Origin of the sequence: Streptomyces sp. NPDC052107 (genome assembly GCF_040680215.1) — a bacterium.
Lineage (GTDB): Bacteria > Actinomycetota > Actinomycetes > Streptomycetales > Streptomycetaceae > Streptomyces.
Genome location: NZ_JBFAWG010000010.1, coordinates 40,039 through 66,052, shown reverse-complemented (window position 1 = coordinate 66,052; position 26,014 = coordinate 40,039). Strand labels below are relative to the sequence as shown.

At 72.9% G+C, this 26,014-nt stretch carries 19 protein-coding genes and 2 pseudogenes; 7 read left to right on the top strand and 14 right to left on the bottom strand.

Annotated features, from left to right (window positions below):
- Positions 1–11: 11 nt before the first annotated feature.
- Positions 12–1,493 carry an acyl-CoA synthetase gene (locus AB0M27_RS13760; protein WP_365721195.1) on the top strand — a complete coding sequence of 494 codons (1,482 nt, stop codon included), beginning with the start codon at positions 12–14 and terminating at the stop codon, positions 1,491–1,493.
- Positions 1,486–2,829, top strand: coding sequence for a carboxyl transferase domain-containing protein (locus tag AB0M27_RS13755; protein ID WP_365721193.1), 1,344 nt, complete (start codon positions 1,486–1,488; stop codon positions 2,827–2,829). The genes AB0M27_RS13760 and AB0M27_RS13755 overlap by 8 nt, the downstream gene beginning before the upstream one ends.
- A gap of 1 nt (position 2,830) precedes the next feature.
- On the opposite strand, the gene AB0M27_RS13750 is transcribed toward AB0M27_RS13755, so the two are convergent.
- Entirely contained in the window at positions 2,831–6,469 is a 3,639-nt protein-coding gene (locus AB0M27_RS13750; RefSeq protein ID WP_365721191.1) for a S8 family serine peptidase, read from the bottom strand.
- A 921-nt stretch (positions 6,470–7,390) separates the two neighbouring features.
- Between AB0M27_RS13750 and AB0M27_RS13745 the strand changes: the two genes are divergently transcribed.
- On the top strand, positions 7,391–8,428 hold the full coding sequence (locus AB0M27_RS13745; protein WP_365721189.1) for a rod shape-determining protein: 1,038 nt from the start codon (positions 7,391–7,393) through the stop codon (positions 8,426–8,428).
- A 27-nt stretch (positions 8,429–8,455) separates the two neighbouring features.
- Here AB0M27_RS13745 and AB0M27_RS13740 read toward each other — a convergent pair whose 3' ends face one another.
- From AB0M27_RS13740 to AB0M27_RS13720, 5 genes are all read right to left on the bottom strand, one after another.
- Positions 8,456–8,716, bottom strand: coding sequence for a hypothetical protein (locus tag AB0M27_RS13740; RefSeq protein ID WP_365721187.1), 261 nt, complete (start codon positions 8,714–8,716; stop codon positions 8,456–8,458).
- Between the two features lie 640 nt (positions 8,717–9,356).
- On the bottom strand, positions 9,357–9,584 hold the full coding sequence (locus tag AB0M27_RS13735) for a hypothetical protein (RefSeq protein WP_365721185.1): 228 nt from the start codon (positions 9,582–9,584) through the stop codon (positions 9,357–9,359).
- The gene (locus AB0M27_RS13730) at positions 9,581–10,186 is read right to left on the bottom strand and encodes a protein kinase (protein WP_365721183.1); all 606 of its coding nucleotides are present in this window, start codon (positions 10,184–10,186) and stop codon (positions 9,581–9,583) included. Before AB0M27_RS13730 ends, AB0M27_RS13735 begins: the two co-directional genes overlap by 4 nt.
- A gap of 35 nt (positions 10,187–10,221) precedes the next feature.
- Positions 10,222–10,629, bottom strand: coding sequence for a PIN domain nuclease (locus AB0M27_RS13725; protein WP_365721181.1), 408 nt, complete (start codon positions 10,627–10,629; stop codon positions 10,222–10,224).
- Entirely contained in the window at positions 10,626–10,859 is a 234-nt protein-coding gene (locus tag AB0M27_RS13720; RefSeq protein ID WP_360943527.1) for a type II toxin-antitoxin system VapB family antitoxin, read from the bottom strand. Before AB0M27_RS13720 ends, AB0M27_RS13725 begins: the two co-directional genes overlap by 4 nt.
- 844 nt (positions 10,860–11,703) lie before the next feature.
- On the opposite strand from AB0M27_RS13720, the gene AB0M27_RS13715 reads away from it, so the two are divergent.
- On the top strand, positions 11,704–11,943 hold the full coding sequence (locus tag AB0M27_RS13715) for a hypothetical protein (protein WP_365721178.1): 240 nt from the start codon (positions 11,704–11,706) through the stop codon (positions 11,941–11,943).
- 39 nt (positions 11,944–11,982) lie between these two features.
- On the opposite strand, the gene AB0M27_RS13710 is transcribed toward AB0M27_RS13715, so the two are convergent.
- Positions 11,983–13,005: an LLM class flavin-dependent oxidoreductase gene (locus AB0M27_RS13710; protein WP_365721176.1), complete on the bottom strand. Its 1,023-nt coding sequence runs from the start codon at positions 13,003–13,005 to the stop codon at positions 11,983–11,985.
- A gap of 273 nt (positions 13,006–13,278) precedes the next feature.
- Positions 13,279–13,431, bottom strand: a pseudogene (locus tag AB0M27_RS13705) (transcriptional regulator); the annotation flags it as partial.
- 231 nt (positions 13,432–13,662) lie between these two features.
- Between AB0M27_RS13705 and AB0M27_RS13700 the strand changes: the two are divergent.
- Positions 13,663–14,244, top strand: coding sequence for a hypothetical protein (locus AB0M27_RS13700; protein ID WP_365721174.1), 582 nt, complete (start codon positions 13,663–13,665; stop codon positions 14,242–14,244).
- A 669-nt stretch (positions 14,245–14,913) separates the two neighbouring features.
- Here the strand turns inward: AB0M27_RS13700 and AB0M27_RS13695 are convergent.
- Both AB0M27_RS13695 and AB0M27_RS13690 read right to left on the bottom strand, forming a co-directional pair.
- Positions 14,914–15,342, bottom strand: a pseudogene (locus AB0M27_RS13695) (alpha/beta hydrolase); the annotation flags it as partial.
- Positions 15,297–15,938 carry a hypothetical protein gene (locus AB0M27_RS13690; RefSeq protein WP_365721521.1) on the bottom strand — a complete coding sequence of 214 codons (642 nt, stop codon included), beginning with the start codon at positions 15,936–15,938 and terminating at the stop codon, positions 15,297–15,299. The gene AB0M27_RS13690 and the pseudogene AB0M27_RS13695, both read right to left, overlap by 46 nt.
- A gap of 40 nt (positions 15,939–15,978) precedes the next feature.
- Between AB0M27_RS13690 and AB0M27_RS13685 the strand changes: the two genes are divergently transcribed.
- Together AB0M27_RS13685 and AB0M27_RS13680 are read left to right on the top strand one after the other, a co-directional pair.
- The gene (locus AB0M27_RS13685) at positions 15,979–16,194 is read left to right on the top strand and encodes a type II toxin-antitoxin system VapB family antitoxin (RefSeq protein ID WP_030606272.1); all 216 of its coding nucleotides are present in this window, start codon (positions 15,979–15,981) and stop codon (positions 16,192–16,194) included.
- Positions 16,191–16,601, top strand: coding sequence for a PIN domain nuclease (locus AB0M27_RS13680; protein WP_365721172.1), 411 nt, complete (start codon positions 16,191–16,193; stop codon positions 16,599–16,601). The genes AB0M27_RS13685 and AB0M27_RS13680 overlap by 4 nt, the downstream gene beginning before the upstream one ends.
- A gap of 988 nt (positions 16,602–17,589) precedes the next feature.
- On the opposite strand, the gene AB0M27_RS13675 is transcribed toward AB0M27_RS13680, so the two are convergent.
- Genes AB0M27_RS13675 through AB0M27_RS13660 form a run of 4 tightly spaced genes read right to left on the bottom strand, consistent with a single transcriptional unit; the run spans position 17,590 to position 25,803 of the window.
- The gene (locus tag AB0M27_RS13675; RefSeq protein ID WP_365721170.1) at positions 17,590–18,852 is read right to left on the bottom strand and encodes a TIGR02679 family protein; all 1,263 of its coding nucleotides are present in this window, start codon (positions 18,850–18,852) and stop codon (positions 17,590–17,592) included.
- Positions 18,849–22,970, bottom strand: coding sequence for a TIGR02680 family protein (locus tag AB0M27_RS13670; protein WP_365721168.1), 4,122 nt, complete (start codon positions 22,968–22,970; stop codon positions 18,849–18,851). The genes AB0M27_RS13675 and AB0M27_RS13670 overlap by 4 nt, the downstream gene beginning before the upstream one ends.
- The gene (locus AB0M27_RS13665) at positions 22,967–24,196 is read right to left on the bottom strand and encodes a TIGR02678 family protein (protein WP_365721166.1); all 1,230 of its coding nucleotides are present in this window, start codon (positions 24,194–24,196) and stop codon (positions 22,967–22,969) included. The genes AB0M27_RS13670 and AB0M27_RS13665 overlap by 4 nt, the downstream gene beginning before the upstream one ends.
- The gene (locus tag AB0M27_RS13660; RefSeq protein ID WP_365721164.1) at positions 24,193–25,803 is read right to left on the bottom strand and encodes a TIGR02677 family protein; all 1,611 of its coding nucleotides are present in this window, start codon (positions 25,801–25,803) and stop codon (positions 24,193–24,195) included. The genes AB0M27_RS13665 and AB0M27_RS13660 overlap by 4 nt, the downstream gene beginning before the upstream one ends.
- Positions 25,804–26,014 lie beyond the last annotated feature (211 nt).

Genomic DNA, 26,014 nt, shown 5'->3' with positions numbered 1-26,014 from the left:
GAGTGCGCCGCGTGTCCTCCCTCTTCCCCGCTCTGGCGGACGGTCCGGGCGAGCGGATCGCCCTGCGGTTCGGCGAACGGTCGTTGACGTACGGCGAGCTGGCCGGGGCCGCCGGTGCGCTCGCCGCCCGGCTGCGCGGTGCCGGCCGGGTGGCCGTGTGGGCCACGCCGGAGCTGGAGACCGCCGTCGCCGTGACGGGCGCGCTGCTCGCCGGTGCGGCCGCGGTGCCGCTGAACCCGAAGTCGGGCGAGAAGGAACTCGCGCACATCCTCTCCGACAGCGCGCCGAAGCTGGTGCTGGCCACATCGGGCGACCAACTCCCGGAGATCCTGGGCGGGTTGGACCGGATCGATGTCCACGCGTCCGCCGGTCCCGGTGCCGTACCGCAGGAGACGGCCACCGACGAGGACCCGGCGCTGATCGTCTACACCTCGGGCACCACCGGCCCGCCCAAGGGTGCCGTCCTGCCCCGCCGGGCCCTCGCGACCACCCTGGACGCGCTCGCCGACGCCTGGCAGTGGACGGCGGACGATGTGCTGGTGCAGGGGCTGCCGCTGTTCCATGTGCACGGGCTCGTACTGGGCATCCTCGGTCCGCTGCGCCGCGGCGGCAGTGTCCGGCACCTGGGGCGGTTCTCCACCGAGGGCGTCGCGCGGGAGCTGAACGCCGGCGCGACCATGCTGTTCGGGGTGCCGACGATGTACCACCGCATCGCCGAAGCCCTGCCCGAGGACCCCGAACTGGCCAAGGCGCTCACCCGGGCCCGGCTGCTGGTCTCCGGCTCGGCCGCGCTGCCCGTGCACGACCACGAGCGGATCGCGGCGGCGACCGGGCGGCGGGTGATCGAGCGGTACGGCATGACGGAGACGCTGATGCTGTGCTCGTCCCGGTGGACACCCCCGGACCCCCAGCCCAGCGCGCGGGCCGACGGCGAGCCGCGCGCTGGCACCGTGGGCGTGCCGCTGCCCGGTGTCGAGCTGCGGCTCGTGGAGGAGGACGGGACGCCGATCACTGCGTACGACGGGGAGAGTGTCGGCGAGATCCAGGTGCGCGGGCCGAACCTGTTCACCGAGTATCTGAACCGGCCCGACGCCACGGCCGCCGCGTTCACCGCCGACGGGTTCTTCCGCACCGGTGACATGGCCGTGCGCGAGCCCGACGGCTATGTGCGGATCGTCGGGCGCAAGGCGACGGATCTGATCAAGAGCGGCGGGTACAAGATCGGGGCCGGCGAGATCGAGAACGCGCTGTTGGAGCACCCGGGGGTGCGGGAGGCGGCCGTCACCGGGGAGCCGGACGCGGACCTGGGTGAGCGGATCGTCGCCTGGATCGTCCCGGCCGACCCGCGGACGCCGCCCGCCGCCGACGAGTTGGCGGACCACGTGGCCCGTCGCCTCGCCCCGCACAAGCGGCCCCGCGTCGTCCGCTACCTGGACGCGCTTCCCCGCAACGACATGGGGAAGATCATGAAGCGGGCGCTGGCCGATGTCTGAGCGCCACTCGGCCCGGGAGATCCTGACCCTGGTCGCGGACCCGGGAAGCTTCGGCGAACTGCCCCGTCCCACGGGGCGGTTGAAGCCGGACGGCCCCCTCGGCTGGCACGGATACGACGCCTCGCGCGCCCGTGCCGCAGAACGCACCGGCGAGGAGGAGTCGGTCGTCTGCGGCACCGCGCGCGTCGCGGGCACCCCGGCCGTGCTGATCGCCTTCGAGTTCGGCTTCCTGGGCGGCTCGCTCGGCGAGCGCACCGGAGACCGGCTGGAGGCGGCGTACACCCACGCCCGCGCACACCGGTTGCCGGTCGTGCCGTTGATCGCGACCGGGGGCAGCCGGATGCAGGAGGGCATGCTCGCGCTGAGCCAACTCCAGCGGGTGGTCCGGCAGTCGGCGCTCACCCGGGAGGCCGGCCTGCCGCAGATCGCGGTGCTGCGGGACCCGACGACCGGCGGCGGCTGGGCCACGCTCGGCGCCGGGGCGGACGTCATCCTGGCCCTGCCGGGCGCCCAGGTGGGCTTCGCGGGTTCCCGGGTCCGGCCCGCGGACGCCGACCCGGCGGCCTACACCGCCGAGGGGCAGGTGGCAGTGGGCTCGGCGGACGCGGTGGTACGGCCCGAGGAGCTGCGGGAGGCCCTCGGACAGTGGCTGCGGCTGCTCACCACCCCCGCTCAGGAAGCCCCCGCGCCACCGGCCCTCGGCACCCCCGACCTGCCCGCCACCGGCGGGGAAGCCGTCCGCCGGGCACGCTCCCCCGAACGCCCACGCGCACGGGCCTACCTGGACGCCTACTTCACCCGCCGCCGCGGAATAAGCGGCGACCGGTGCGGCGGTACGGACTCCGACGGCATGCTGTGCGGGTTCGGTGAGCGGAACGGCCGTACCGTCGCGTTCGCCGCGCAGACCGGAAGCGCGACGCGGCCCGCCGGGTACCGCACCGCCGCCCGGCTGATCCGGCTCGCGGACCGGCTCGACATCCCGGTGCTGACGCTGGTGGACACTCCGGGCGCGGCCAATGACGCCGCGGCGGAGCGGCAGGGCGCCGGCGCGGCGATCGCGGAGGTCTTCGGCGCGGTGGCCTCCGCCCGGGTCCCGATCACCACCCTCGTCATCGGCGAGGGCGGCTCCGGCGGGGCCCTGGCGTTGTCCGCACCAGGCAACACCTGGGCCACGCCGGACAGTTACTTCTCGGTGATCGCCCCGGAGCTCGCGGCCGCCATACTCAAACGGCGGGAGGAGGACGTGGAGGCGACCGCCGAGCAGCTACGGATCCGGCCGCAGGATCTGGTGGAGCTGGGGGTGATCAGAGGGATCGCGCACCACCCCCAGCCGTAGGTCACTTCACCCCCACCGCCCGAATGATCTCCTGCGTCACGGACCCGCCCTTGTCGTCGTGGGCCGAGGCCCGCAGCGAAACGGAGCCCGCACCGCGCGGCACGGTCAGTGTGCCGTGCCAGGAGGCGGCACCCGCACCCGTGAGCGGAACGGTCCGCCACGTACTGCCGTCGTCGTACGACACCTCCAGCCTGCCACCGGTCAGGGCCCCCGTACCGGCGGCCTGCGCCACGTACTCCGCGCTGAGCCCGACCGGAATCCGCTGTCCACCCCGCACGGTCCCGGCGAGGTCGGTCTCGATGTCGTACGCGAGGTTGATCAGCGGCAGACAGGTCCAGTGGCCCTCCGGAGTGGCGGCCGAGCGGAACGTCCACGCGGAGTGCCCCCGCGAGCCCAGCGGCCAGCGCCCCGCGTCGAGCGTGGTGTCGGTGACGACCTTGTACGTGTGCTCGTCGGCGGGCGCGTCCCAGACGTACGCGGCGGAGCTCTTGCGCTGGTCGACGAGCGTGCCGTCGAGGTACACGGCGGTGGTCTGGCTCATGCCGCTGTCCGCGCTCCACACGTCGCCGAACCCGGTGTGATCGGGCCCGGAGTCGCCCCAGCCGGGGGTGTTCAACTGGATCTCGTTCCCGGCGCGTTGCTGCCCCCAGCCGAGCCCGGTGCCGAGCCACGGGTGCCACACCGGCCGGAACCAGTTCAGCACCGGATGCGAACCACTCTCGTACCGCACCAGTCCGCTGCGCTCCTCCAGCGTGCCGTCGCCGATCGCCACGGACTCGTGCCACAGCTGGCCGGGGCCGGTGGAGACGTAGTCCGTGCGCTCGGCGGGCAGGTGGATCCGCTCCTGGAAGCCCAGGCCGATCGGGAAGGCGTCGGTGAGGGAGTAGCGGAACTCGCCCCCGCTCACCGGCTGCGCCGAGTGGAACTTGACGTGGATGGCGGACAGTTGGCGGCCCGTCGGCCGATAGGTGAGGTCGCGGTCGGGGATCGCGCCCCGGTGCCCCTCGGACAGGTCGTACACGTACGGCGAGTCGGCCGTGCCGGTCATGTCGACCGAGCGCATCGCACGCAGCCGCGCCGCGTCCGCCGTGTTCACCGTGGCGATCTGCAGCGGCCGGTCGGCGTTGTCGTCGGTGCCCCACCAGGCCATCAGCCGGCCGGGGGCGTCGTCCGTCACGAACAGCGCCCTGGCGCCGGCGTCCTGTGCGGCCTGGGCGAGCGCGGCGGGGTCGGCGTCGTCGGCGAGGTGTGCGAGGACCGCCTTGCCGAAGACGCCGGTGAGGGGTCCGTCGCCGACGTCCACCAGTGGCAGCCTGGTCCGGCCCTCGGTCAGCGTGCCGCCGGCCTGGACGGTCGCCTCGCCGACGCCCTTGACCGCCAGCTGCGGCTTGGCCAGCCGCCACACGGTGCGGTACTCGAAGCCGCCCTGGGTGACCTTGGCCGTGGGTGCGGCGAAGACGCTGTCGTAGGTGAGGGGCACCTGGACGGCGCCGAAGAGGTCGGCGCCGTTCGCCTGCCGGTCGTACTCCATGAGGAGCTGGTGGGTCTCGGTGCGCCGGTCCACCTGGGCCTTGAGCTCGCGCAACGTCCGGCCGTCGAGGGTGATGTCCTGGTCGTGGTCGAGGGTGATCTCGGGTGCCGCGAGGAAGCCGAGGCCGAGGGAGTCGGCGCCGTGGCTGCCGTGCACGTCGACGAAGGTGGCGAGGGAGTAGGTGCCGGGCGTCAGGCGCAGCCGGAGCGTGCCGGAGTCGCCGACGTGGGCGGGCTGGGCGTCCTCGCCCGCCGCGAGCCGCTGCACGGTGAGGTCGGCGGCGGTGGGCGCGCCGGAACGGTCCTCGACATGGACGGTGAGCGTGTACCGCTCCTCCTCCTTGACCAGCCCGAGCACGGTGTGCGCGACGACATCGCCGGAGGGGCTCGTGGCCACGATCTGCCCGCTGGTCTCGCCGACCGGCGCCTTGGAGCCGTCGCCGGTGACCGTGGTGGAGGCGGTGCCGTGGGCCGGGACGGTGAGGGAGGTGTCGGCGAGGGTGGCGACTCCGCCCGGGGCGCCGGTCACCGAGAGCTTCAACTCGGTCGCGTTGTCGGAGGAGTTGGTGTAGGTGACAGCGCGGGTGACCGGCTTGTTCTGGTCGTACGGCCAGCTGTAGAAGCCGAGGTCCGCGCTGCCGGTGGCAACGACCCGGGCCTTGACGGCGTCCGGCACGCTCACCCGGCCCGCGCCCAACAGGTAGGGGGAGGCGTCCAGTTGCTTCGAGCTGGACATCAGCGCGTCCTTCAGCTGCGTACCGGTCCAGTCGGGATGCTCCTGGGCGAGCAGGGCGGCCACCCCGGCGACGTGCGGGGTCGCCATGGACGTACCGCTCAGGGAGGTGTAGTACCCGCTGCCGTCGACGAGTTGGGAGCGGGCGGCGAGGATGTCGACGCCGGGCGCCGATATGTCGGGCTTGAGGGCGTTGTCGTCGTAGCGGGGTCCGGCGCTGGTGAAGTAGGCCGCCTGGTCGGCGGAGTCGACCGCGCCGACGGTGAGGGCGGCGTCGGCGGCACCGGGCGAGCCGATGGAGGACGGGGCGCCGGTGTTGCCCGCGGCGACGACGAAGAGGGCGCCGGTCTCCTTGGAGAGGGTGTTCACCGCCTGGGCCATGGGGTCGGTGCCGTCGCTGGCCTCCGTCGATCCCAGGCTCATGGAGACGATCCGGGCGTGCACGTCCCGTGCCGCCCACTCCATCCCGGCGATGATCTGCGACTCGCTGCCCGAGCCCTCGTCGCTGAGCACCTTGCCGACGGCGAGGGTGGCGTCGGGCGCGACCCCCTTCTCCGTGCCGTCGGAGGCGGCACCGCTGCCACCGACCGTGGAGGTGACATGCGTGCCGTGCCCGTTGCGGTCGGCGACCTCCTGGCCGTCGACGAAGCTCTTGGTGGTGCTGACCCGGTCCTTGAGGTCCGGGTGGGTGAGGTCGACCCCGGTGTCGAGGACCGCTACCGTGACGCCCTTGCCGGTGAGCCCCGCGTCCCAGGCCGCCCCGGTGCCGATCTGGGCGTTGCTCTCGGCCATGCCGGCCTTCACCCTGCCGTCCAGCCACACCTTGTCGACGCCGTCCCGGCGGGTGAACGTCCGCCAGAATGCGCGCCCCTTGCCGGCCTTCACCGCGGCCCCGCGCAGACTCGGCAGGCTCCGGGTCCTCTCGGCCCCGGCCGGGGTCGCGGCCCGCGCGCCCTTGCGGTAGGTCACGATCAGCGGCGTCGCTGCGGCCTTGGCGTCGGTCAGCCCCTGCCGGATCAGCCCGCTCACGTCGAACAGCCGCCGGTCCAGCGTCCCGGCCCGCAGATACGGCAGCGCCTCGTCCGGTACGACGCTGATCTCGCCGTCGCTCTGCCGCGTCCGCACGGCTCCGGTGGCCCCGTTGGGCCGCTGCACGGTGACCGCCCTCTTCCCGTGCCCGAGGTCGGTGACGGTCACCTTGTCGCCGGTGACGAGAGTGACGGTGGCGGGAGCCGCGGAGCGGGGAACGGGGGTCCCCGGGGCGGCCGCGGCGAGGGGCGTCCCCGGGGCGGCGGCGGCCGGGCCGTTCGGCAGCAGGGCGCCGAGCAGCCCCACCGCCAGCAGGGCCGCCGAGCGTCTGACTGGTCCTGTGGTCATCCACGCCTCTTCTCGTGCGGTTCGAGCGGGTCGCGTGCTGGGACGAGTGTCATGTGCCCTGTGGTGCATAGGTGTTGACCGGTGCTGGCGGGAAGGTGCCGTGACGGCTTCCCGCCAACGCCGCCGCCCGGCCCGGCCGGAGGAGCGGACGGGCTCAGTCTCCTTCCGTACCAGAGGAGTTGGCCGATGGCGGAGGGCAGGAGGCCTCGCCATGAGCAGGCCGGTGGAGTTCACCGCGGAGGACGGTGCCGTGGTCGTGGTGGAGCCGCGGACCCGGCGGGCGGCACCCGCCTCGTCGCCCGCAGTGACGGACCGGCCGCCCGGGCCACGCGCACCTTCGTGGGCGCCCTGGACAGCGTGCGCTCGGCGGCCCACTCCGCCCGGAGGGGTAGCTGGGGTGGTCGGCGGAGCGTACGCCGATGGAGCAGCCAGTGACCTCGGTCGCGTCCGATGTGCCGGACACCTCGGCGAGCGGCGCGGACCGTCAGGGTCGTGAGAGGTGCTTCCTGGCACGGACGCTGACGGTGCCGTTCCCGCAGCGCGCCGACCTCGGCGGGCTGCCCGCGACGGTGGCCGCGCACGGTGGCCGCGCACAGCGGCTGACGGGGCGGCGCCACCCACCCGGCCGCGGCACCTGCCGAGCACCTGCCCGGACGCCACGGCGGGGTCTCGCATATCACTCGCACCCGCCCGGCCCGACGACGTGCCCGGTTGCACGATCAGCTGCGAACCGCGCATCACGCGGCCCCCCGCCCGACCAGGCGACACACCGGGCTACCGCCGGAAACCCCCCGTTCGGCCGCACCCCGCCCGGCCCCCTCCAGAAGGCGTACGCCACCGGCCCGCGCGCAGGATGCAGGGAGAGGAAGACACCCGCCGACCGGGCGGGCGCCCAAGCCCGTGCACTCGGGAGGATCCGCCGTGACCGTCAGTCTGGAGCAGTTGCGCCGCTGCCACTTCGCCGTCGACCTGGGTGCCGCCCGCACCCGCGTGTATGTGAAGGGCGCCGGACTCGTCGTCGACCAGCCCTCGGTCGCCGCCGTGAACACCCGTACCGGGGCGCTCATAGCGGTGGGCGAGTTCGCGGAGAAGATGACGGGACGGACGCCGGGGTACATCCGGGTCGTCCGGCCCATCTCCGGTGGCACGGTGGTCGACATCGAGATGGCCCAGCGCATGCTGCGGCAGCTGCTCGGCGACAAGACGCGCCGTCACCTGCGCCGTAATCTCCGGCTGCGCGCGGCGGCCTGCACCCCGCACGACGCCGATCCGCTGGCCCAGCGGGCGACCATCGAGACGCTGGTCGGGCTGGGCGCCAGAAGGGTCGAGCTGGTGGACACGCTGATCGCCGCCGCGGTGGGGTGCGGGCTGCCGGTGGAGCGCCCCGAGGCCACGATGATCATGGTGTGCGGGGCCGCCGCCACCCAGGTGGCCGTCCTCTCGCTCGGTTCCATCGTCACGGCCGAGCGGATCCCGGTGGGCGGTGAGGCCGTGGACCACGCCATCGTGCAGCTCCTGCGGCACGAGCACGAGCTGATGCTGCCCAGCCAGTCGGTACGGCCGCTGCAACTGGCCCTGTCCGGCAACGGTCTGACCGCGCAGGGCCCGGAGACCACGGAGATCCACGGCCGGGACGTGGCCACCGGGCTCGCCCGCAGCGTGCACGTCGACACCGCCGCCGTGCGGGACGCGATCCAGACCCCGCTGACCGCCGTCCTCGACGGCATCGGCAAGGTGCTGCGCGAGTGCCCGCCCGACCTGGTCGCCGACCTCGCCGACAGCGGGATCACGATGGTCGGCGGCTCGGCACTGCTGCCCGGCTTCGACCAGATGCTGCGGCAGGCCACCGGGATGCCGGTGCACATCGCCGACCGGCCCGACATCTGCGCGGCCCAGGGCCTCGGCGCGATGCTGGAGGGCCGGATCGAACCCCTGGTCCTGAACCCGCTGGCCGCCTAGCAGCGGCCCGCGCCCGCGAAGAGCTGGTCACCGGTCCGCCCCACCAACAGCGCGGCGATCGCGCCGGCCTGTGGCTGAGCGCGCCCAGCGTGCCGAGCACGGCACGCCGCCCAACGCCGAGCCGGCCTGACGAACACCGTTGAGCGCCCCCTGGCTCGTCGCGGCATACCCGGCCGGCGCCGCGACGGCGCCCGGAATGGACAGCGTGCCGGTCGCGGCCGGCGCCGGCTCAGCGGTCACGGGCAGCGGCACCGGCAGCGGCAGATGCCCGCCCACGTCGGCGGACATGCCGGTCGGCATCGCCGGGCGGGGGGCCGTAGCGGGCGACGGGCCGGCCGGTGAAGAACGGCATCACACACCGGCAAGGCCATCGGCAGGTCGGCGGGGCCGGCGTGGAAGGGCGCCAGGCGACAGGTGTGCTGGAGCCATGCGGCGAGCGGTCCAGGGCACGGCCGGTCCGCGCGGGCGAGCAGCAGCGTGGCCGACTCGGGCCGCTGGAGGCTGCCTTGGGTGTGAGCGTGCTGGTGCGGGCGGGCACGGCCGACGCGGCACGGTGACGCCCGAGCAACTGCTGCGCCAAGACTTCCTGGTGGCCGAATGCGGCTGCACCTCGACCTGGCCCACCGCGCGGACCCCTACCGGAGGTGACGGAGGCACAGCGCGCGCCCTGACGCGGGTACGGGCGCGGCGGTCAGTACGGCAGGATGCGACCGGACGGCGTCCTGCGGTCGATCTCCCGGTCGCGCGGGGCGGCGGGGCGTCGGATGACGCGTACCCGGATGCGACGGTCCATGACGCCCTCCCTCTGCCGAAGTGGCCCGGCTGTCGACGCCGGTAGGAGGTGGGTGCCCAGGACAGGGGCCGTTCAAGCATGTACGGGTCAAGCAGTGGTCGGATACCGCTGTCGGCGAACAGGGTGGCCGGGCCGCTACCGGGGGGCGTATCGGCCGAGGACGTGGTCGAGCCGGGCCAGCCACTCGCCGAGCCGCGCCGACCGCCGGGCGTTCAGCTCGCAGTCGTACACGCCGCCGTCCCACAGCCGTACGACCACCGTGAGATGGTGGCCGCGCCGGGTGCGCCCGACGTGCGCGATCTCGGCCCACTCGAAGTCCGCGGCGGTCCCAGCCACTTCGAGGACGATCCCGGTGGCGTTCACGACGACACGGGACTCCCCGTCGGTGAGTTCGACCTCCGGCACGACGTACGGGACCGGCGGACCGAACCCCGGGACGGCCTGCTGCGGGGGCGTGGCCGGGTAGGGCGGAAGCGGGGCCACGACGGGCGCCGGCGGCGGGGGTGCGGTCGGGGTCGGGGGTACGGCGTCCGCGCCGGGGCCGGCCGCGGTGTCTGCTCGGTCAGCAGGTCCAGAAGTTCGGTGGCGGTCGGCCGGGCCGCCGGGTCCTTCGCCAGGCAGCGCGCGACCAGGCCGGCGAGCGGGGCGGGTACGGCGGCCAGGTTCGGCGGTTCGTGCACGGACCGGTACATCAGCCCCATCGGCGTGCCCTCGCCCCAGGCGCTGCCGCCCGCCGCCGCGACCAGCACCGCGCCGAGGGCGAACATGTCGGCGGCGCCGGTCACTTCGTGGCCCAGGGCCTGTTCGGGCGAGAGGAAGCCGGGTGTGCCGAAGGCGGTGCCGGTGGCGGTGAGCCGGGTGGACTCGACGGCCCGGGTGATGCCGAAGTCGAGGACGGCGGCCAGCTCGGCCCTGGCGACCTTCACCGCCACGGCCCGCCCGCCGCGCGTCCGTGCGAGATACACGGGGCCCAAGCTTCACATTGAGGTACCAGGTGTGATCAGGATCGCGCGTCCCGCTGTTCCACTTCCTTGAGTACCGCGGCCACGGCGGCGAAGTCGTTGTCCACGTGGAGCACGGTGTGGCCGTGGTGGACCGCTGTCGCGCAGACCAGAAGGTCGACGGCACCCACAGAGCGATGCTGGCCGCGCTGAGTGAGCTTGTACTGGGCGGTGTCCACCCAGCGCCAGGCGTTCTTCGGCACCGGGGAGAGCCCGCACAACGCGTCCAACTCCTCGGCGAGTTCATCCCGGTGCACTGGCCCCGTGGCCGAGTACAAGAACTCGGTACGGGTGGGCTCGCAGATGTGGAACACCCCGGCGGCGATATGCCCCTCCCAGGGACGCAGGGCCCCGGGACTGCGGAAGAGGTGCCACAGGGCCGAGGTGTCGAGAAGATAGGTGATCACTCGAAGGCTGCCCGACGGGCATGCTTACGGGCCTCGTGCGCGGCCGCCGCGGCGTCGAACTCGCCTCGCTCACCGCGTGCGGCCAGCTTCTCCGCCGCCTCCAGTCGCCTGATCCGGGCTACGTAGTCCCGCAGGGCCGCATTGACCGTCTCCTTCTTCGTGGACGCCCCCATCAGGCGCATCGCCTCGGCCAGCGCCTCGTCATCAAGATCGATCTGGGTCACGGACATACGGCCACCCCAACGCCGAGAGGACATGATGTACATAGTTAAGATACATCACCAACATGCGATGCGTCGCGCCCTGATGTGCCACGGCGACCCGTTCGCGCCCGTACCCCGGGTTCGATCCGCCATGCTGGGGGCGGTATGGCCATGCACCCCATGGGTCGGCCACCACGAGCCCGCACGTTCCCAAGGCAAGGTTGCCCTGCTGGCACGCTCCCTTCGCCCCCGCGCCGCCCACCCCGCCCCTGACACCCGTCTCGCCGGCGAAGGTCGACGCGGAGGCGTTCGCCGCGGCCACCGTGTTCGCCGCCCACGCCGCCTCGGTCCTGTCGGTGTGCGCGACGGACCCGCCCGCCCGGCTCAAGTTCCGGTGGAGTCGGAGCGCGCGAGCTGACCCGGGCGGCCGAGGCGGCACACTGCGAGGAGGCCGTCGTGCGCCTCGCCCTGGAAACCGCGTACGAGGCCGGGCTGTTGGCCCGTGACGGGGACAGGGTCGTAGCCACCGACTCCTATGGGAGCTGGGCGCATCTGGAGCCCGCGGAGCGGCTCCCGGTACTGCTGCACGCCTGGTGGCCCCTCGCCCTCACTCCGTCCGCGGCCCGCGACGAGGACAACAAGGCACTGCCCGCCCTGGCCGGGGCGCCGCCCTGCACCGGCTGTCTCCAGGCCCGGCAGGGGCTGCTCAGCGCCGCCTCCCGGCTCCCCGCCGGACAGGGTGCGAAGAACCCGGCGGACCTGGGCCCCCTGACCCACTGGCCACGTTCGTTCGCCGAGCTGCTGCCGCAGGATGCGACACCGTTCGCCACCGTGATCCGGGAGGCGGAGCGGCTCGGCGTCCTCGCCCGCGGTGCCCTGTCCCCCCCTTGGCGCCGCTCTGCTGACCGGCGACGCCAAGGAACTGGCCGCCGCCTGCCGCCGCCTGCTTCCCGCGGCCACCGCGACGGCCCGGTTCGGCGCCGACCTGACCGCCGTCGTCACCGGTGCTCCCACCGCGCGCCTGGTCACACTGCTGGACCCGGTCGCCGACCGGGAGACCAGCGGCACGGCCTCGGCATGGCGGTTCAGCCCCGGGAGCATCCGCCGATGATCAGGATCTTGCTCACGACGACTCCCCGCTGGGTGGCGGTCAGCGCCAGCCGAGGACCGGCGCGACGTGGGTGAGGATGCTGTCCAGTACGTGAGTGTTGTAGTCGACGCCGAGCTGGTTGGGCACGGTCAGCAGCAGCGTGTCGGCCTCCTGGATCGCCTCGTCCTCGGCCAGCTGCTTGACGAGGACGTCGGGCTCGGCGGCGTACGTACGGCCGAAAATCGCCCGCGTGTCGGCGTCGATGTAGCCGACGTGATCACTGCTGTCGCTGTCGCGGCCGAAGTACGCGCGGTCCCGGTCGTCGGTGAGCGCGAAGATGCTGCGCGACACGGAGACACGCGGCTCGTGCTTCCAGCCCGCCTCTGCCCAGGCCTCACGGAAGGCCCGGATCTGCGCCGCCTGCTGGACATGGAACGGCGCGCCGCCCTCGTCGTCCTTGAGGGTCGAGCTCATCAGGTTCATACCGAGCTTGGCGGCCCAGGCGGCGGTGGCGTTGGAGCCGGCGCCCCACCAGATGCGCTCGCGCAGCCCTTCGGAGTACGGCTCGATCCGCAGCAGCCCCGGCGGGTTGGCGAACATCGGCCGCGGGTTCGGTTCGGCGAACCCCTTGCCCTGGAGCACGGTCAGCAGCACCTCGGTGTGTGTACGAGCCATGTCGGCATCGCTCTCACCCTCACTGGGCGCATACCCGAAGCACCGCCACCCGTCGATGACCTGCTCCGGTGACCCACGGCTGATGCCGAGCTGGAGCCTGCCGCCGGAGATGAGGTCGGCGGCGCCGGCGTCCTCGGCCATGTACATGGGGTTCTCGTAGCGCATGTCGATCACGCCGGTGCCGATCTCGATGCGCGAGGTCTTGGCACCGACGGCGGCGAGCAGCGGAAACGGCGACCCGAGCTGCTGGGCGAAGTGGTGCACACGGAAGTAGGCGCCGTCAGCACCGAGCTCCTCGGCCGCCACGGCCAGGTCGATGGACTGCAACAGGGTGTCCGAGGCCGTCCTGGTCTGGGAGTGCCTGGTGTCGGACCAGTGGCCGAAGGAGAGGAATCCGATGCGTTTCATGCACCTGTGAACGACGGACGGAACTAATTGATTCCTCAACTACCGACGAAGTCGATCACGGCGATCAGGTACTGAGCACGGTCATGGCCCAATGCGCGAACAGCCACTCACCGCCGACCCGCACGACTCGGCCCTGAGCGACGTAGGCCACGAACGCGTCCCAGATCCTGCTCAACTGACGGCCGAGAACAGGCGATCACCTGCCACGGCGGCCGCCGTCGCGCCCACCCACATCCACAGACGATCGGGGGATCACGTTGTGGGGCAGCCCTGTCAGTGGAGTGCGTCGATGGCCTTCACGATCAGCGCCCGGGCGTCGGCCCCGTACACGGCGAGCTCCGCGAGCCGGGCGAACGCCCGCAGGTAGATGTCCAGTTCACCGGGGGCCGTGGCCGCCACCTTCGCCGCGAGCAGCTCCACGTGGAGCGTGGATGACCCGCGCGCGCCGCATACGGACCGCGACGAACACGGCGCGGACAGTAGATCAGGCAAGGCTTACCTAGCAAGTACCCGTGCGTCGGATATCGGTGGCATCACACCGCGATCACGCTTCGACCATACCCAGAGGTTGTCGGCCTCTCCGTATCTTGACGGTGAGAGCTGATCTTAGGTAAGCCTTACCTAATCCATTTGCTGTGACTTTTCTGGGAGTTTCCTGTGTCAAGCCTGTCGTTGGAGTCATCGGCGGCCACCCCGCCTGCCCCGTCCCGGCGGCTCGGCTTGTACGACACCTGGTGGACGGTCGCCACGGCCGCACTCGCGGCATGCCTGGCGCTCTCGGCCTGCGCCTGGGTGTCTCTGCACCTGCACACGGATCACGCCCTGCATACCGCGGCCCTGTTCGTCCACCTGGCCTCCCTGGTGCTCGGCTTCGGTGCCGTCCTGGTGGCCGACTACCACGGCCTGCTCTGGATATCAGGGCGGTGCAGCCTACGCGACACCCTCGACAGCACCGCCCGCCTGCACGCCCCCATCTGGACAGGCCTCGCCGGACTGATCGTCAGCGGAGTCATACTCCACCCCGATCTGACCTCGCCCCTCACCCGCACCAAGCTGGCACTGGTCCTCATCCTCACCCTCAACGGACTGCAGGCAGGACTCCTCAACAGACGCATGGCCCAGCATGCCTCCACCCCAGTCCCACCACGCTTCCTGGCCTGGGGCGCCACCACCGCCCTCGTCTCCCAGGTCTGCTGGTGGGGCGCCGTCGTGATCGGATTCCACAACAGCCAGCACTAGAGGGCCCCCGACACCGGTCCGTCAACCGCTCGCCGAAAAGGGGCGGCTGGTCGGCAACTTCACAGGAGCCTGCAACGCGGCGAGTGCGCGGCCGCCCTGGCCCTGCTGAACGGCCAACCCTCGCCCCGGCAACACCCGCTGGCGGCGGCTCTGGTCCTGCGCACTACGACAGCGGCCGCCCCCTCTGAGTGAGGGCGATCTGCGGGTGGCGGGCACCGGGCCGCAGGGGGCCAGCCGGGGGCTGGGCCGTGATAAGCGTGATCAGGGTGGTGGCGCCGCGCTGGGACGGCAGACTTGAAGACGCTTTCGGAAAGGCGCTGTTCGAGGTCGGCGAGGCGGCAGCCGAGGATCGCGGTGATACGGGCGGCGAGCGTGGACAGTTCCGTGGGGAGCCGGTCGGGGTGGCGGTGACATCGGTGATACCGAGCCGTCCGCCGGGCCACAGGACGCGGGCGATCTCGGTGGCGGCCTGGGCCTTGTCCTGAACAGGATCTTGGCGGGCCTTGCCGATCAACGCTCATCCATGACGTATCAGCAAGTCAGTACTGGTAGGCGGCGCGTACGGCTGCAGATCCGCGTTGGACCTGCAGCCCCGGCGCCACTGGGTGATCGCGGGCCATGGGCGCCGGACGTGTCCCATGACGTCGGCCACCAGGCGCAGACCTACGGCTACGCGCCGGACGCCCGCCTGATCAGGTCGGCGACCGCGTCGGGCTTGGACAGATACACGGAGTGACTCCCGGGGACCTCCACGGTCGTGGCCCCGATGCGCTCGGACATCGCGCGCTGCGCCGGCGGAGGGATCATGCGGTCGTCGGTGGCCACGAGGTACCAGCTCGGCTTGGTCCGCCAGGCGGGCCGGGACGCGGCCCCGTTGAGAGCATCGACGCCCCAGGGGACCTGGGAATCGGCCATGAAGGCCGCCAGGTCGGCCGGAACGTCCGCGGCGAACGAGGCGGCGAACTTGTCCCGGTCCAGGAACAGGAAGCCGTCCCGCGGCGGCAGGATCGGCGGCACCGGGGCACCGGGCGGCGGGTCGGCGATGAGGCTGCTCACCGACTCGCCCTTGTCCGGGGCGAACGCCGCGATGTAGACGAGGCCGGAGCCGCACGACCGGCCCAGGGGTCCGCGCCGAGTCGCTGGAACGCGTCCACCGCGGCGGCCAGGTGGAGTCGGGCCTCGGTGGTGGCTTTGACGCGGCGCAGGTGCTCCCCGTAGTAGAGCTGGACCCCGGCCATATCGAACGGCCAACGCTCGGCCTCGGGCACGGCCGGCGCCTGCTCGAACCAGGTGCTCTCACCACTGTCGGCGGAGAGGCCGGTGGAGGCGAGCAGCAGCGTCTTCAGTCTCGGTGAGATGGCGTCGAGGCCGGCCTTGCGGGCGGCGGCGACGTGCGCCTGGGCTTCACTGCGCCGGCCGGTGCGCACGGCGGCTTCCGTGAGGTCCATCAGCAGCCACAGAGCTTGCGGTACGAACGCCGGAACGACACCGCGGGGAGCGACAGTCGTTGCCCGCCGGTAGGCCTCCTCGAATGCTCCCCGGCCGAGCGCCGCCAGGGTCCGCGCGTGCGCGGCGTAGGGCTGGAGCCCGTCGACCTCGTCCGGGCCCGATGCCGGTACTCGCGCATACCCCCACTCATCTCGGCGTAGGCCGCCCAAGAGTTCACGGGCCGCCCACCATATACAATTGATCACGTATATTGATATACGTCACCGTGTGCATGAGGAGGTCATCTTGAGCCGCACTGTCATCGACCTCGACGACGAGGCACTGGAAGCCGCCGCCAAGGAACTCGGCACCACCACCAAACGAGACACGATCAACACCGCCCTGCGCGAGATCACCGCCCGCTACCGGCGCCTGCGCGCACTCGAAGACGCCCGGCAGCTGGTGGCCGAAGGCGCTCTGGACATCGACATCCTCCTGGACAAGAGCCAGTACCGGCCGTGACCGTCGCCGACTACCTCATCGACACGTCCGCACTCGCCCGCGTCCTGCTCGGCCAGAACACGACCGAGTGGGACGACAGGATCGGCGCCGGTCTCGTCGCGATCTGCGACCTCACGGAACTCGAGGTCCTCCACTCCGCCCGCTCAGCAGGGGACCGTGCACGATTGAAGGCGGCGCTCGACGCCCACTACGTGTGGTGTCCGATGCCCGACGGCATCTATCGCCGCTCCCGCGTGATCCAGGAGCAACTCACCGCGAAGGGCGAACACCGCAGCGCGGGCCCGGTCGACCTCCTCGTGGCCGCCACCGCCGAAGAGGCAGGACTCACCCTGCTCCACTACGACCGCGACTTCGACACCATCGCCCGGACGACTGGGCAGCCGGTACGCGCGATCGAGCTCAAGTAGCAGAGCTCCCGCGGGCGCTCACTGGGGTTCTGCTGATACGGACACCAACTGGCCGTGACGGCGCCGCCATGCGGCCGATGAGCACCGAGCATCCGCAGATATACGCACGCAGCCTTCGGAAGCGGCACGGTACGCAGCGAACGCCTTCCGCGCCCCCGACAGCCACACGCCCTCGAACTCCGCGCCGGGCACAGCGGCGACGCGCTGTTCTTCGTCCCTAACGGCTTCACCATGCACGCCACACCGGCGACGCACTCCTCCGTCGGCGCCGACGTCTCCCACGGCGAGCATCGATGAACACGACGGCTGCGCCGTGGCGCTTCTTCGAGGGAGGCGAACTGTCGCGTCGACCGTGGCGTATCACCCAGACCACGCGACAGCCGAGGGCTGTTGTACGACGAGGTGGGCTGCCGGCGGCACCTCCGGCCAGGCTGCCAGACCTCCCGCGACCCGCCCCATTTCCTCGTGTCCACTGAGCATCCACTGGATCTTGCATCTCGGCTCCACCGCGTAACCTCCAGCAGACGAGCTTGTTTCGCATTACTGCAGGTCAGATCCTTGACAGAGATAGCCGCACACCCGTCGCGTCACCTCGAACAGTACTTGTGAGCAGCGGATTCCCCTCCGCTGGGCCCGAGTCGTTACTCAGGGCCACTGAAGTGACGTTTTCGCAGGTCAGGGCATGTTACTGGCGGGGCGGGTGGGACTCGAACCCCACGGCCGACGGATTATGAGTCCTTTTTGGATCTTCCGATCCGTCCCGGCTCTTGCCTCATCTTCCCTATAGCCCCAGGTCAGAGGCTCTTCGCCGTGCTGGCTCTGCGTCGGCCTTCCTGATCCTTCCGGGTCTTTCCGTCCCCTGCGCGTCCCCTGCGCGTCCCCTGGCGGTCCGACAGGATGTCCGTAGGCGTTCGCGCCACCGCGGGCGAGGCCCTGCCGCGACCCTGGACACGCGGTGAGATGGCCACGGCGCCGTCGCCGCCCCCGCTCACTGACCGAGGTCGGTCAGCAGGTAGTCGAGTACCGTCTCCTCCTCGATGCGCACGCCGAGTTCGGTGAGAGCAGCGGACAAGTCCGGGTCCCACGCTGCGGTGGCCGGCGTGCCGGCCAGGGGCCGGGCCAGGGGGGTGGCGGCGACCGCGGCGCGGTAGTCGGCGGCCGTGTAGCGCCAGGGGTGCCAGGGGACGCGGCACTGCAGGGCGGAGGCGATGCGCAGGCCGCCCCAGTCGAAGTCGCCGTGGTAACGCAGGGTGCTGCCGTGGCCGTGCAGGTGGCGCAGCAGGGTGAGGGCGGCGGCCGAGGGCTGACCCTGAAGGCAGACCAGTGGCGGGCAGGCCGTGCCCAGGGTGTCGGCCGCGGCGGCCAGCACGGCCGGGTTCTCGCACACGTGGACCACGGCCGGTGCGGTGCGTGGCGGGTGCCGGGTGAGTTGACGCAGCGTCAGGACGGCTGGTTCACCCGCGTCCGCCGCCCACTCCAGAGCGAGGGTGCCGCGCAGGCCCAGGGCAAGGACGGTGGAGGCCAGGGCGTCTTTGAGGAGCCCGACCGAGGCCCATGCCTCGCGGCGCCACTCGGCTCCGCTGCCGTCCGGGAAGCCGGTCAGGGTGCGGACGCCGGACAGGACCAGGGTGGCGAGCGGGGTGCCGTCGTCGAGGGCGTGAGCGTCGCCGAAGGTGCCGGCGGCGAAGGCGGGCAGGGACACGGCAGGCTCGACCGGCAGCCGGCGCAGGGCCTCGGCCGTGTCGCGCAGCAGGCTCTTCGCCGTCCTCGGGGTGCGGGCGAGCCGGCGTACGAGGCCGTCCCCGCGCAGCCGCTCGGCCCAGTCGGCCAGTTCGGGCCGGTGGGTGCGGATGAGGTCGTCGAGCGGGGCGCACGCGTCCCGCCAGGCGCGCTCCTCCCGCTCGCGTACGTCGGCCAGCCGGGCGACGGGTCCGGTGAGGGCGGTGACGGCGGCGCCCAGGCCGTCGGGGCTCACACCGGAGCGACGCAGGACGGCGTCCACGGCGTCGAGGCGGACAGTCAGCGCGCGTCCGGCGCCCGGGGCGCGGCCCAGCAGTCGTTCGACGGCGGCCCGCTGCGCGGCGGTGGGGGCGGTCAGGGTGACCGGGCCGGTGAGGGGTTCGTCCCGCGCCATGCGCCGACGGACGCGGTCGACCAGCCAGGCGAGGTCGGGGCTGCCGAGCAGCCGGGTCAGGCGGTCGCGGTCGACGGGGGCCGCAGGCTGGCGCGGGGTGTCCATGTACTCGCTCATGTCCACAAGGCATCCTGGGCTTCGGCCGTGTTCGGCGTTGCCCGCGGGCCGGTGTTCGGGCCTGTCTGCGCGGGGACGGCCGCCGCCAGGTGGCCCGGTCCACTGCCCCTGACCCGTGCGGCGCCGTCCCACTCCCAGCGGGTCACCAGGACGGCCGGGATCTCGTCGACGCGGGAGAGCTGGGCGATGGCGATACCGGGGACCTGCGGGTAGCAGGCCCATTCGCGTTCGGATGTCATCACCACGTCCAGGTCGAAGGCGTGCAGCAGGCCCAGGCACTTGGCGCGGGAGTCGTCGTCGACGCCGGCGAAGGCCTCGTCCAGGGTGACCAGGCGCGGGGCGTGCGGGGCGGCAGTGGCGTAATGAGAGGAGGCCGCGGCGAACAGCGGCACGCTCACGGCCAGGACTCGCTCGCCGCCGGAGGCCGGCCCGGTGGCGGGAACCCACTTGCCGTGCTGATGTCGTTCGATGCCGAACTCGTGCCAGGCACGGTAGTCGAGGGCCGCGGTGAGCACCTCCAGCCAGCTGCCCGCTGTGTCGTCGGCCTGTCGGCGGGCGATCTCGGCCTGCAGGAACTCACCGACCGCGGCCCGGTCCTCGGCTGTCCAGGCGTCGGTGGACTGGCGCAGCCGCTCGCGGGCCTGCGCGAGCCCGGCCGGCGCCTTGCGCGAGGGGCGCCAGAGAAGCCTCAGTCTCATGCCGGTGGAGGTGGGCCGCTCCCGCAGTTCGGCGTTCATGGCCTGTACCTGGCGCTCGGCGGCGCCGATCAACTCCTGCAGGGTGCCGGCGACCTCGGTGAGCAGGTGGGTTTCCAGGATCTCGCGCTCGTGCGCGGACAGGATGCGGGTCAGCTCGGCGACTTCCGCAGCGAGGGCCTGGGCGAGGTCGGGGACGGCACGGGTACGGCCCTGGTAGACGATCTCGACGACCATGCCGTCCTCGGTCATCCGGGCCGAGGCGCTGTGGCCGCCTCGGGAGAGCGCGTCCTGCAGCTTCTTGTACTCCTCGCTGAGCCGCTTCTGCACGCGCTCCCAGGCGCCGTCGGAGTCGTCGGTGCCGGACAGGTCGCTCTCGATGGCGCGGGCGAGTGCGATGGCGGGAGTGGCGGCCCAGGGTCCGGTGTCCAGGGGTGGTACGGCCGTCTCGGGCAGGGCGACGGCCAGCAGACCGGTGGCCGTGAACCGCTGGAGCGCGGCGATGGCCTCGGCGCGCGACGCGGTGGCCTCGCGGACGTCCACTTCCAGGCGTTCGATGTGCCCGAGCGCCAGATGGGCACGCCGGTCGGCGGCCGTGTGGTCCTCGCGTGCCCGGCGCTGCTCGCGGTCGCAGGCGGTGAGCGCGTCGGCGGTCTCGGCGAGCAGCCGCTGAAGCTCGGCCACGGCGGCGCCGACCGTGGAGCGCAGGGTGGCGTGGCGCTCGTCGGCGGCTGCCGCGACACGGGCGGCCTCCTCGGCGCGCAGCGCCAGCTCCGCCACCCTTTCCCCGGCCCGCTCGGCTTCCGCGCGCTCGTCGGCCAGGGCCCGTGCCGCGTCGGTGCGCTCGCTCAGCGCGGGCCACAGGCCGGCGAGGACGGCGGTGTGGTCGGCCAGGGCCTGGCGGACGGCGGCCAGGTCCGCCCGGCCCGTGGGCAGGTTCACCGCGGCGGCCGTGTCGGCGAGTTCGGTGGCGGCCTCGGCCTCCTGCCGGGACATCTCGTGGAGTTCGGCGGCGCGTTCGTCACAGCGGACGCGGGCCCGGTGAGCTGCGTCCGAGGCCGCGGCGGCGAGGGCGTGCGCGTGGCGCAGGGACGCGTCGTCGGGGACGCCGGTCAGTTCGGCGTCCAGGGTGCTGCGTCGCCGGGCGACCGTGGCGCGTTCGGCGTCGAGGCGAGAAATGTCCTCGGCATATGCCGCCAGTTCGCCGTGCAGGGCGGTGATCCGGGCGCGGCGAGCCTCCTCACGGGCGCCCTCGCCCACGTAGACGGCAGTCTGCTTCGACCAGCTGCCGGTCAGCGCGCCGACGCGGAAGCGGCCGTCCGAGCTCACCCAGGTGTCACCGCCCGAGCCGAGGCCCACACCGGCGAGAAGACGGGCGACGGTCTGCTCGCCCACCGCCGCCGCCTGGGGATCGCCGTGGTCCGCGGCCGGGCGCAGCACGTCGGCGAGCGTGCTGCCGGTCAGCGGACCGGCAGGCGACAGCAGGACATCGTGCCCGTCCGCGCGCAGGGCTGTGCCGTCCGGGCACACCCAGGCGTCCAGGAGCCCGGATGCCTCCAGCGCGGCCTCCAGCCCCGCCCGTTCACCCGCCGTGACATGGTCGTGGAAGTCGACCAGCCGCCACAGGGGCGCGCCCGGCATCTGCTCGCGCAGGCCGAGGGTACGGGTGTGAGGCGCCACCGGCCCACGCTGGCCGCCGGCCTCCAGCTCGGCCAGCTCCCGCTCGGCCTCGGCGCGCCGGGCCTCAAGGCCGGCCAGTTCCTGCCCGAGGGCGGCGGCCCGGTCGGCGAGTTGCGCCGCTCGTACGCGATGAGTGTGACCGGCTTCTTCCCGCGCGGGGAAGGGACCTTGGCAGTGGGTGACCCAGTCCTGGAGGGCGTCGAGCAGTCCGGTGGGATCGGGGACAGTGAGTTCCTCGCAGCCGTCAAGGTGGGTGCGGACGCCGGCGACCAGGTCCGCGCCCGCTGCCTCGGCGCACTGCTCGGCCTCGGCCTGCCGCTGTGCGGTGTGGCCGGCCTCGGTCTCGGCCTCGTCCAGTCGGCGGGCGGCGGCGCGCCGCTCCGCGGCGGCCCGGTCGGCGCGGTCCGCCAGCTCCTCGACGTGCTCGATGGTGCGCCGCCTGCGGGCCACCGACTCCTCGGCGGCGCGGCGCAGTTCGGCCTCCGGCGCGCCCTCGGTGCGCGGGCCGCCGTCGAGGCGCGCCGCCGCGGCCGTGTCCCGGGCGCGCGCGGCCAGGTCGGCGACGCGTTCCTCGGCTGCCGCGAGGCGCCGCTCGGCCGTGGCGAGGCGCCCGAGGGCCCGGGTGTGGACCTGGGCCGCGTCCTGGCGGTCGGCCTCGGCTCGCTTCAGCTCTTCGGCGGTGCGGCGCGCCTCGGCCGCCGCCTGCTCCAGCTCCCGGGCACTGCGCATTTCCGGACCCTCGCGCAACGCGGCCTGCTGTGCCTTCAGCCGCGTGGCGGTCTGCTCCAGCTCCGAGATTCGCCCGGCCGCCGCCTCCCGGTCCCTTTCCGCCTGTTCCCGCTCGGTCCGGGCCTGGGTCAGGTCGCGGTGCAGTTGCTCGTAGCGGGCGTGCTCGCTGCGCGGCAGCCGGGCGCGGCGGCGGGCGGCGACGCGGGCGTAGCGCCGGTAGTGGTCCAGGAAGGCGGAGGCCGCCCGCTCGGCCTCGCTCGCCGCCCGCAGTTCCTCCTTCTCCTCGTCCAGGGAGCGGAACGCCTCGGCCACGTCGGCGATCACGGCCTGGTCCATCGGCGGCAGCGACTCGGTCAGGGCGCGGGACAGGGCGGCCTCGTTGGGCCGCTTCGACAGCTGCGGCTGACGCAGTTGGATGAGCAGGTCGACCAGGGCGGCGTAGCGTCGCTCGCCGAGGCCGAACAGCGCCTCGTCGACCGCGCGCCGGTAGGCCGTGGCCGTGTCGTACACCATGCCGTGCCCGGCGACCGCCTCCGCGAGCCGGTCCCGCGACAGGGCGGTGCCGGTCGCGTCGAGCAGGCTCAGGTCCTGGCCGATGCGCTGGTCGGTGACCGCGTACCAGTGGCGGGCGATACCGCGGCCCGCCACCGCCTTCAGCCCGCAGGCGAGGGTGCGGAAGTGGGCGCGCCCGGTGTCCTCCTCGACGCGGCCGAACTCGATCCAGGTGTAGCCGAGCCGCTCGGGGTGGGGGTGTTCCCCGCCGAGCAGCAGGTTCCACTCCATGCGCTTGCCCGGGTCGGCATCGGGCTCCACCCGGCGCGGCGACAGGTCGCCGTCCAACAGGAACGGGAGCGTGAGGGCGAGCACCTTGGACTTGCCGGTGCCGTTGTTGCCGCGCAGCAGCAGGCGGCCGTCGCGGAACCAGAACTCCTCGGTGTCGTAGTAGAAGAGGTCGACCAGGCCGATGCGCAGTGGCCGCCACCGGCCGGGCACGGGGTGGGGCAGGGCGGTCACGGTTGTTGTGCCTTTCGCTGGGAGGTGCGCTGTCCGGGTTCCACGACGACGGTCTCGCCGACCGCGTACCGGGCGAGCGCGGGCAGCGCGGCCACGCCGTCGGGTGTGCGCTTCACCAGGCCGAGCGCGGTCAGTCTGGCCAGTGCCCGCTCGACCAGTTCCCCCTCCGTGCCCGGCTGCTTGGCGCTCTTGGACCAGAACGCGCCGTGGACGGCGGTCAGTTCCCGCACGCGCCGTTCCAGTTCGGCCCGGCCGACCTCGCCGTCCGCGGCGGCGAGGTGCTCGGCGAGCAGCAGGGTGACGTGGCCGTGGGTGCCCTGTTCGGGCATGCGTACGTCGGTGAGGTCGTCGAGGGGGTCGACCATCGCGATGCCCTCGGCCCGTACCTCGGGCACCAGGCCGGTGAGTTCGCTCACGCGTGCGGTGAGGAAGGCGCGCTGGCGGGTGAGGTAGACCAGTTCCTCGTCGGTCAGCTCGTCGTAGTACAGCACCGGGTCGTCGAGAAGCCGGCGGGTGAGCTTCTGGCGGATCGCGCGGAACCGAAGCTCGTCGCTGTCAAGGGCGCTCTCCGCGGTGAGTGCGTTCAGCCGCTCCTCGAATCCGTCCGCGTCGATCAGCGACGGGCCGTGGCGGGCGGCCAGCAGCCCGGCCAGGACGCGGCGCTCGACGTCGTAGAGCACGTCGCCCGCTCCGCTGACGTAGGCGTCCTCGTCCCCGGCCACCCGGCGCAGCACCCCGTACCGCAGCAGCAGTCTTACGACGGCGGCGAGGTCCAGGCGTTCCTCGCGCCGCTCGAGGGTGAACTCCACGCCGACGGCGGCCAGATGCGGGTCGGCGGCGTCCAGCACCACCTGTTCGGCGAGGCGGCCGAGCGCGATCTGCGCCTCGCCGCGTTCCAGTGCTGCCAGTGCCAGGCACAGCAGCACATAACGGCGGCGGGTGAACGGCACACCGGCGCGGGACGCCTCGCGCGCCGGGTGGGTGGCATCGGCCAGGGTGCCGGGCGTCTTGCGCAGCCGGGCGGTCTCCGCGTCCACTCGCAGCGACCAGCCGGTGTTGCGCTCGAACCAGTCGCGCAGTTCGGCGGCGTACCGGCGGACCAGGCGGTAGGCGTCGGCGCTCGGGCCGCGGGCGAGCAGCAGCGGTTCCTTCAGCAGGGCGCGGGCGGCCCTGTGGAACTCGGCGGTGCGACGGTTGTCCAGCACCTCGCCGAGGGATGTGGTCATCGTGCCTCCTGCGCGGGGGTGCTCGCCGTGAGGTCGGTGATCTCGACGGTGTGGTCGGGTCCCCAGAACACTCCGCCCGGCGTGTGGATCTCGGCTGTCGTCCCGTCGTCGAGGGCGGTGAGGCGGATCTCCATCGTGCCGTCGTTGCTGGTCGCCACGGTCGTGGTCGTGCCGGGCCGCCAGGTGGCCAGGGCGTCGCCGAGCAGCCGGAGGAACAGGCCGAAGGCCATCGGGTCCAGCTCGCCGAGCGCGGACAGACGGGTGGTGCCGTCCGTCGCCAGCCGGGCGCGGGCGGCCGCGATCTCCTCCGCCTGCTTCGCGGCGAGTTCGGCCAGCAGCCGCCGCTGCTCGGAGCGGTCCTGCACTCTGCGGGGCTTGCCGCGCCGCTCGTAGCTTCCGGTACGGCGCAGCTGCGGGCTGATCCGCAGCGGTTGTGCCTCGGCCCAGGGCGTGGAAGGGGCCACCGGACGCGCCGCGCGTTCGGCGAGGGTGTCGGCGTCGACGGTGAGGTGACGGGCGGGGTGGAGGCCGAAGGCGGCGCGCCACAGCCGGTGCCGCGCCGCGTCGTCCGGGGCATCGGCGAACCAGCGGGCCAGGGTGCGGAAGTCCGCCGAGCGGTCGGAGCGCCCGGCCCGTCTCTCATTCAACTGCCTAACTACGGCCAGGAGTTGCGGGATCGCGCCGAGTGCACGTCCGCGTAGCAGGCGGGCCTGGGACTCACGGCCGTCCGCCGACACGAACCAGGCGGCGAGTCCGGCCCAGCGCCCCGCCCACCGCTCGTACGCTTGTATCTCGGCGGTGTCGGCTTCGTCCGGAGCGGCATCGGCCGCCTCCCGGGCCGCCGCCAGCCGCAGCAGCGCCCCCACCCGGCCCCGGTCCTCCAGCTCCCCGATGAGCAGAGCGATCCGCCCGCCCAGAGTGATCAGGTCCTGGATGAAACGCTCCAAGTACTGGATCAGCCGGTCCTTGTAGGCGAGGAACACCTCCACCTCGACGCCGTGCAGGTCGATGGTGCGCTGCAGCGACCCCATGAACGCCCGTGCGTTCTCGGCCAGCGCCTCGAACCGGCTCGTCAGCGCGGACAGCGCCAGATGCGCCTTGGCCGCGTCCGGTTCCTCCTCTGCGGCGAGCACGAGCAGCGCGCGCAGGTGCGTGACGATGTCGTGCAGCGCCACTGCCTGGAGTGCTCCGCGCCGCCCCAGCGCCTCGTCGTACACGAACAGCGCCTGCTCGGCGGCCTCGCCGGCCTGGGTCAGCTGGTAGATGAAGCGTCTGCGGTAGAAGTCCTCAACCGCAGTGACCCGGGAGGTGTCCGGATCCGCCCGCAGATTGCCCCACCCGACGAGGCTGTCCAGCGCCTTGGCGACGCCGTCCGGGCCGGCGGGGCGGTCCTCCGGTGGCAGCGCGGCGTGCACGTCCTCGGGCCGCAGATGCACCGCGAACCGCTCCTTGGCCGCCAGGAACACACGCATCACCTGACGGTACAGGGCAGCGTTGGGTGCGGTGAGGTGGGCGAAGGGGGCGTACGAGGTCTCTGCGGACGACTCCGCGCATATGGCGGCATCGGCGGGGCCGATGCGGTCCGGTTCGACAGGGCGTGAGGTCATCGTCCTGGCATTCTTCCCGATGAGGCCCCTGCGTGGCATTCCTGGCCACATCCTTGCGCGGGGTCGCCACGCTCTCCCACTGCCGGTCGTCGGCGCGGCCGGCCGCCTCCCGCCGGGCGGCGTCAAAATCGCGGTCGCCGAGCCTTGCTCCAGCCGAACGGGCGATCCCGAAACCGATGACACGGTCGCCGCACCGGTGAGATCAGCCTGC

Excerpts from the sequence above, each read along its gene's own strand:
- AB0M27_RS13755 (WP_365721193.1), top strand. The coding sequence starts at position 1,486 with ATGTCTGAGCGCCACTCGGCCCGGGAGATCCTGACCCTGGTCGCGGAC.
- AB0M27_RS13750 (WP_365721191.1), bottom strand. The coding sequence starts at position 6,469 with ATGACCACAGGACCAGTCAGACGCTCGGCGGCCCTGCTGGCGGTGGGG.
- AB0M27_RS13740 (WP_365721187.1), bottom strand. The coding sequence starts at position 8,716 with ATGTCCGCCGACGTGGGCGGGCATCTGCCGCTGCCGGTGCCGCTGCCC.
- AB0M27_RS13720 (WP_360943527.1), bottom strand. The coding sequence starts at position 10,859 with ATGTCCGTGACCCAGATCGATCTTGATGACGAGGCGCTGGCCGAGGCG.
- AB0M27_RS13710 (WP_365721176.1), bottom strand. The coding sequence starts at position 13,005 with ATGAAACGCATCGGATTCCTCTCCTTCGGCCACTGGTCCGACACCAGG.
- AB0M27_RS13675 (WP_365721170.1), bottom strand. The coding sequence starts at position 18,852 with ATGAGCGAGTACATGGACACCCCGCGCCAGCCTGCGGCCCCCGTCGAC.
- AB0M27_RS13665 (WP_365721166.1), bottom strand. The coding sequence starts at position 24,196 with ATGACCACATCCCTCGGCGAGGTGCTGGACAACCGTCGCACCGCCGAG.
- AB0M27_RS13660 (WP_365721164.1), bottom strand. The coding sequence starts at position 25,803 with ATGACCTCACGCCCTGTCGAACCGGACCGCATCGGCCCCGCCGATGCC.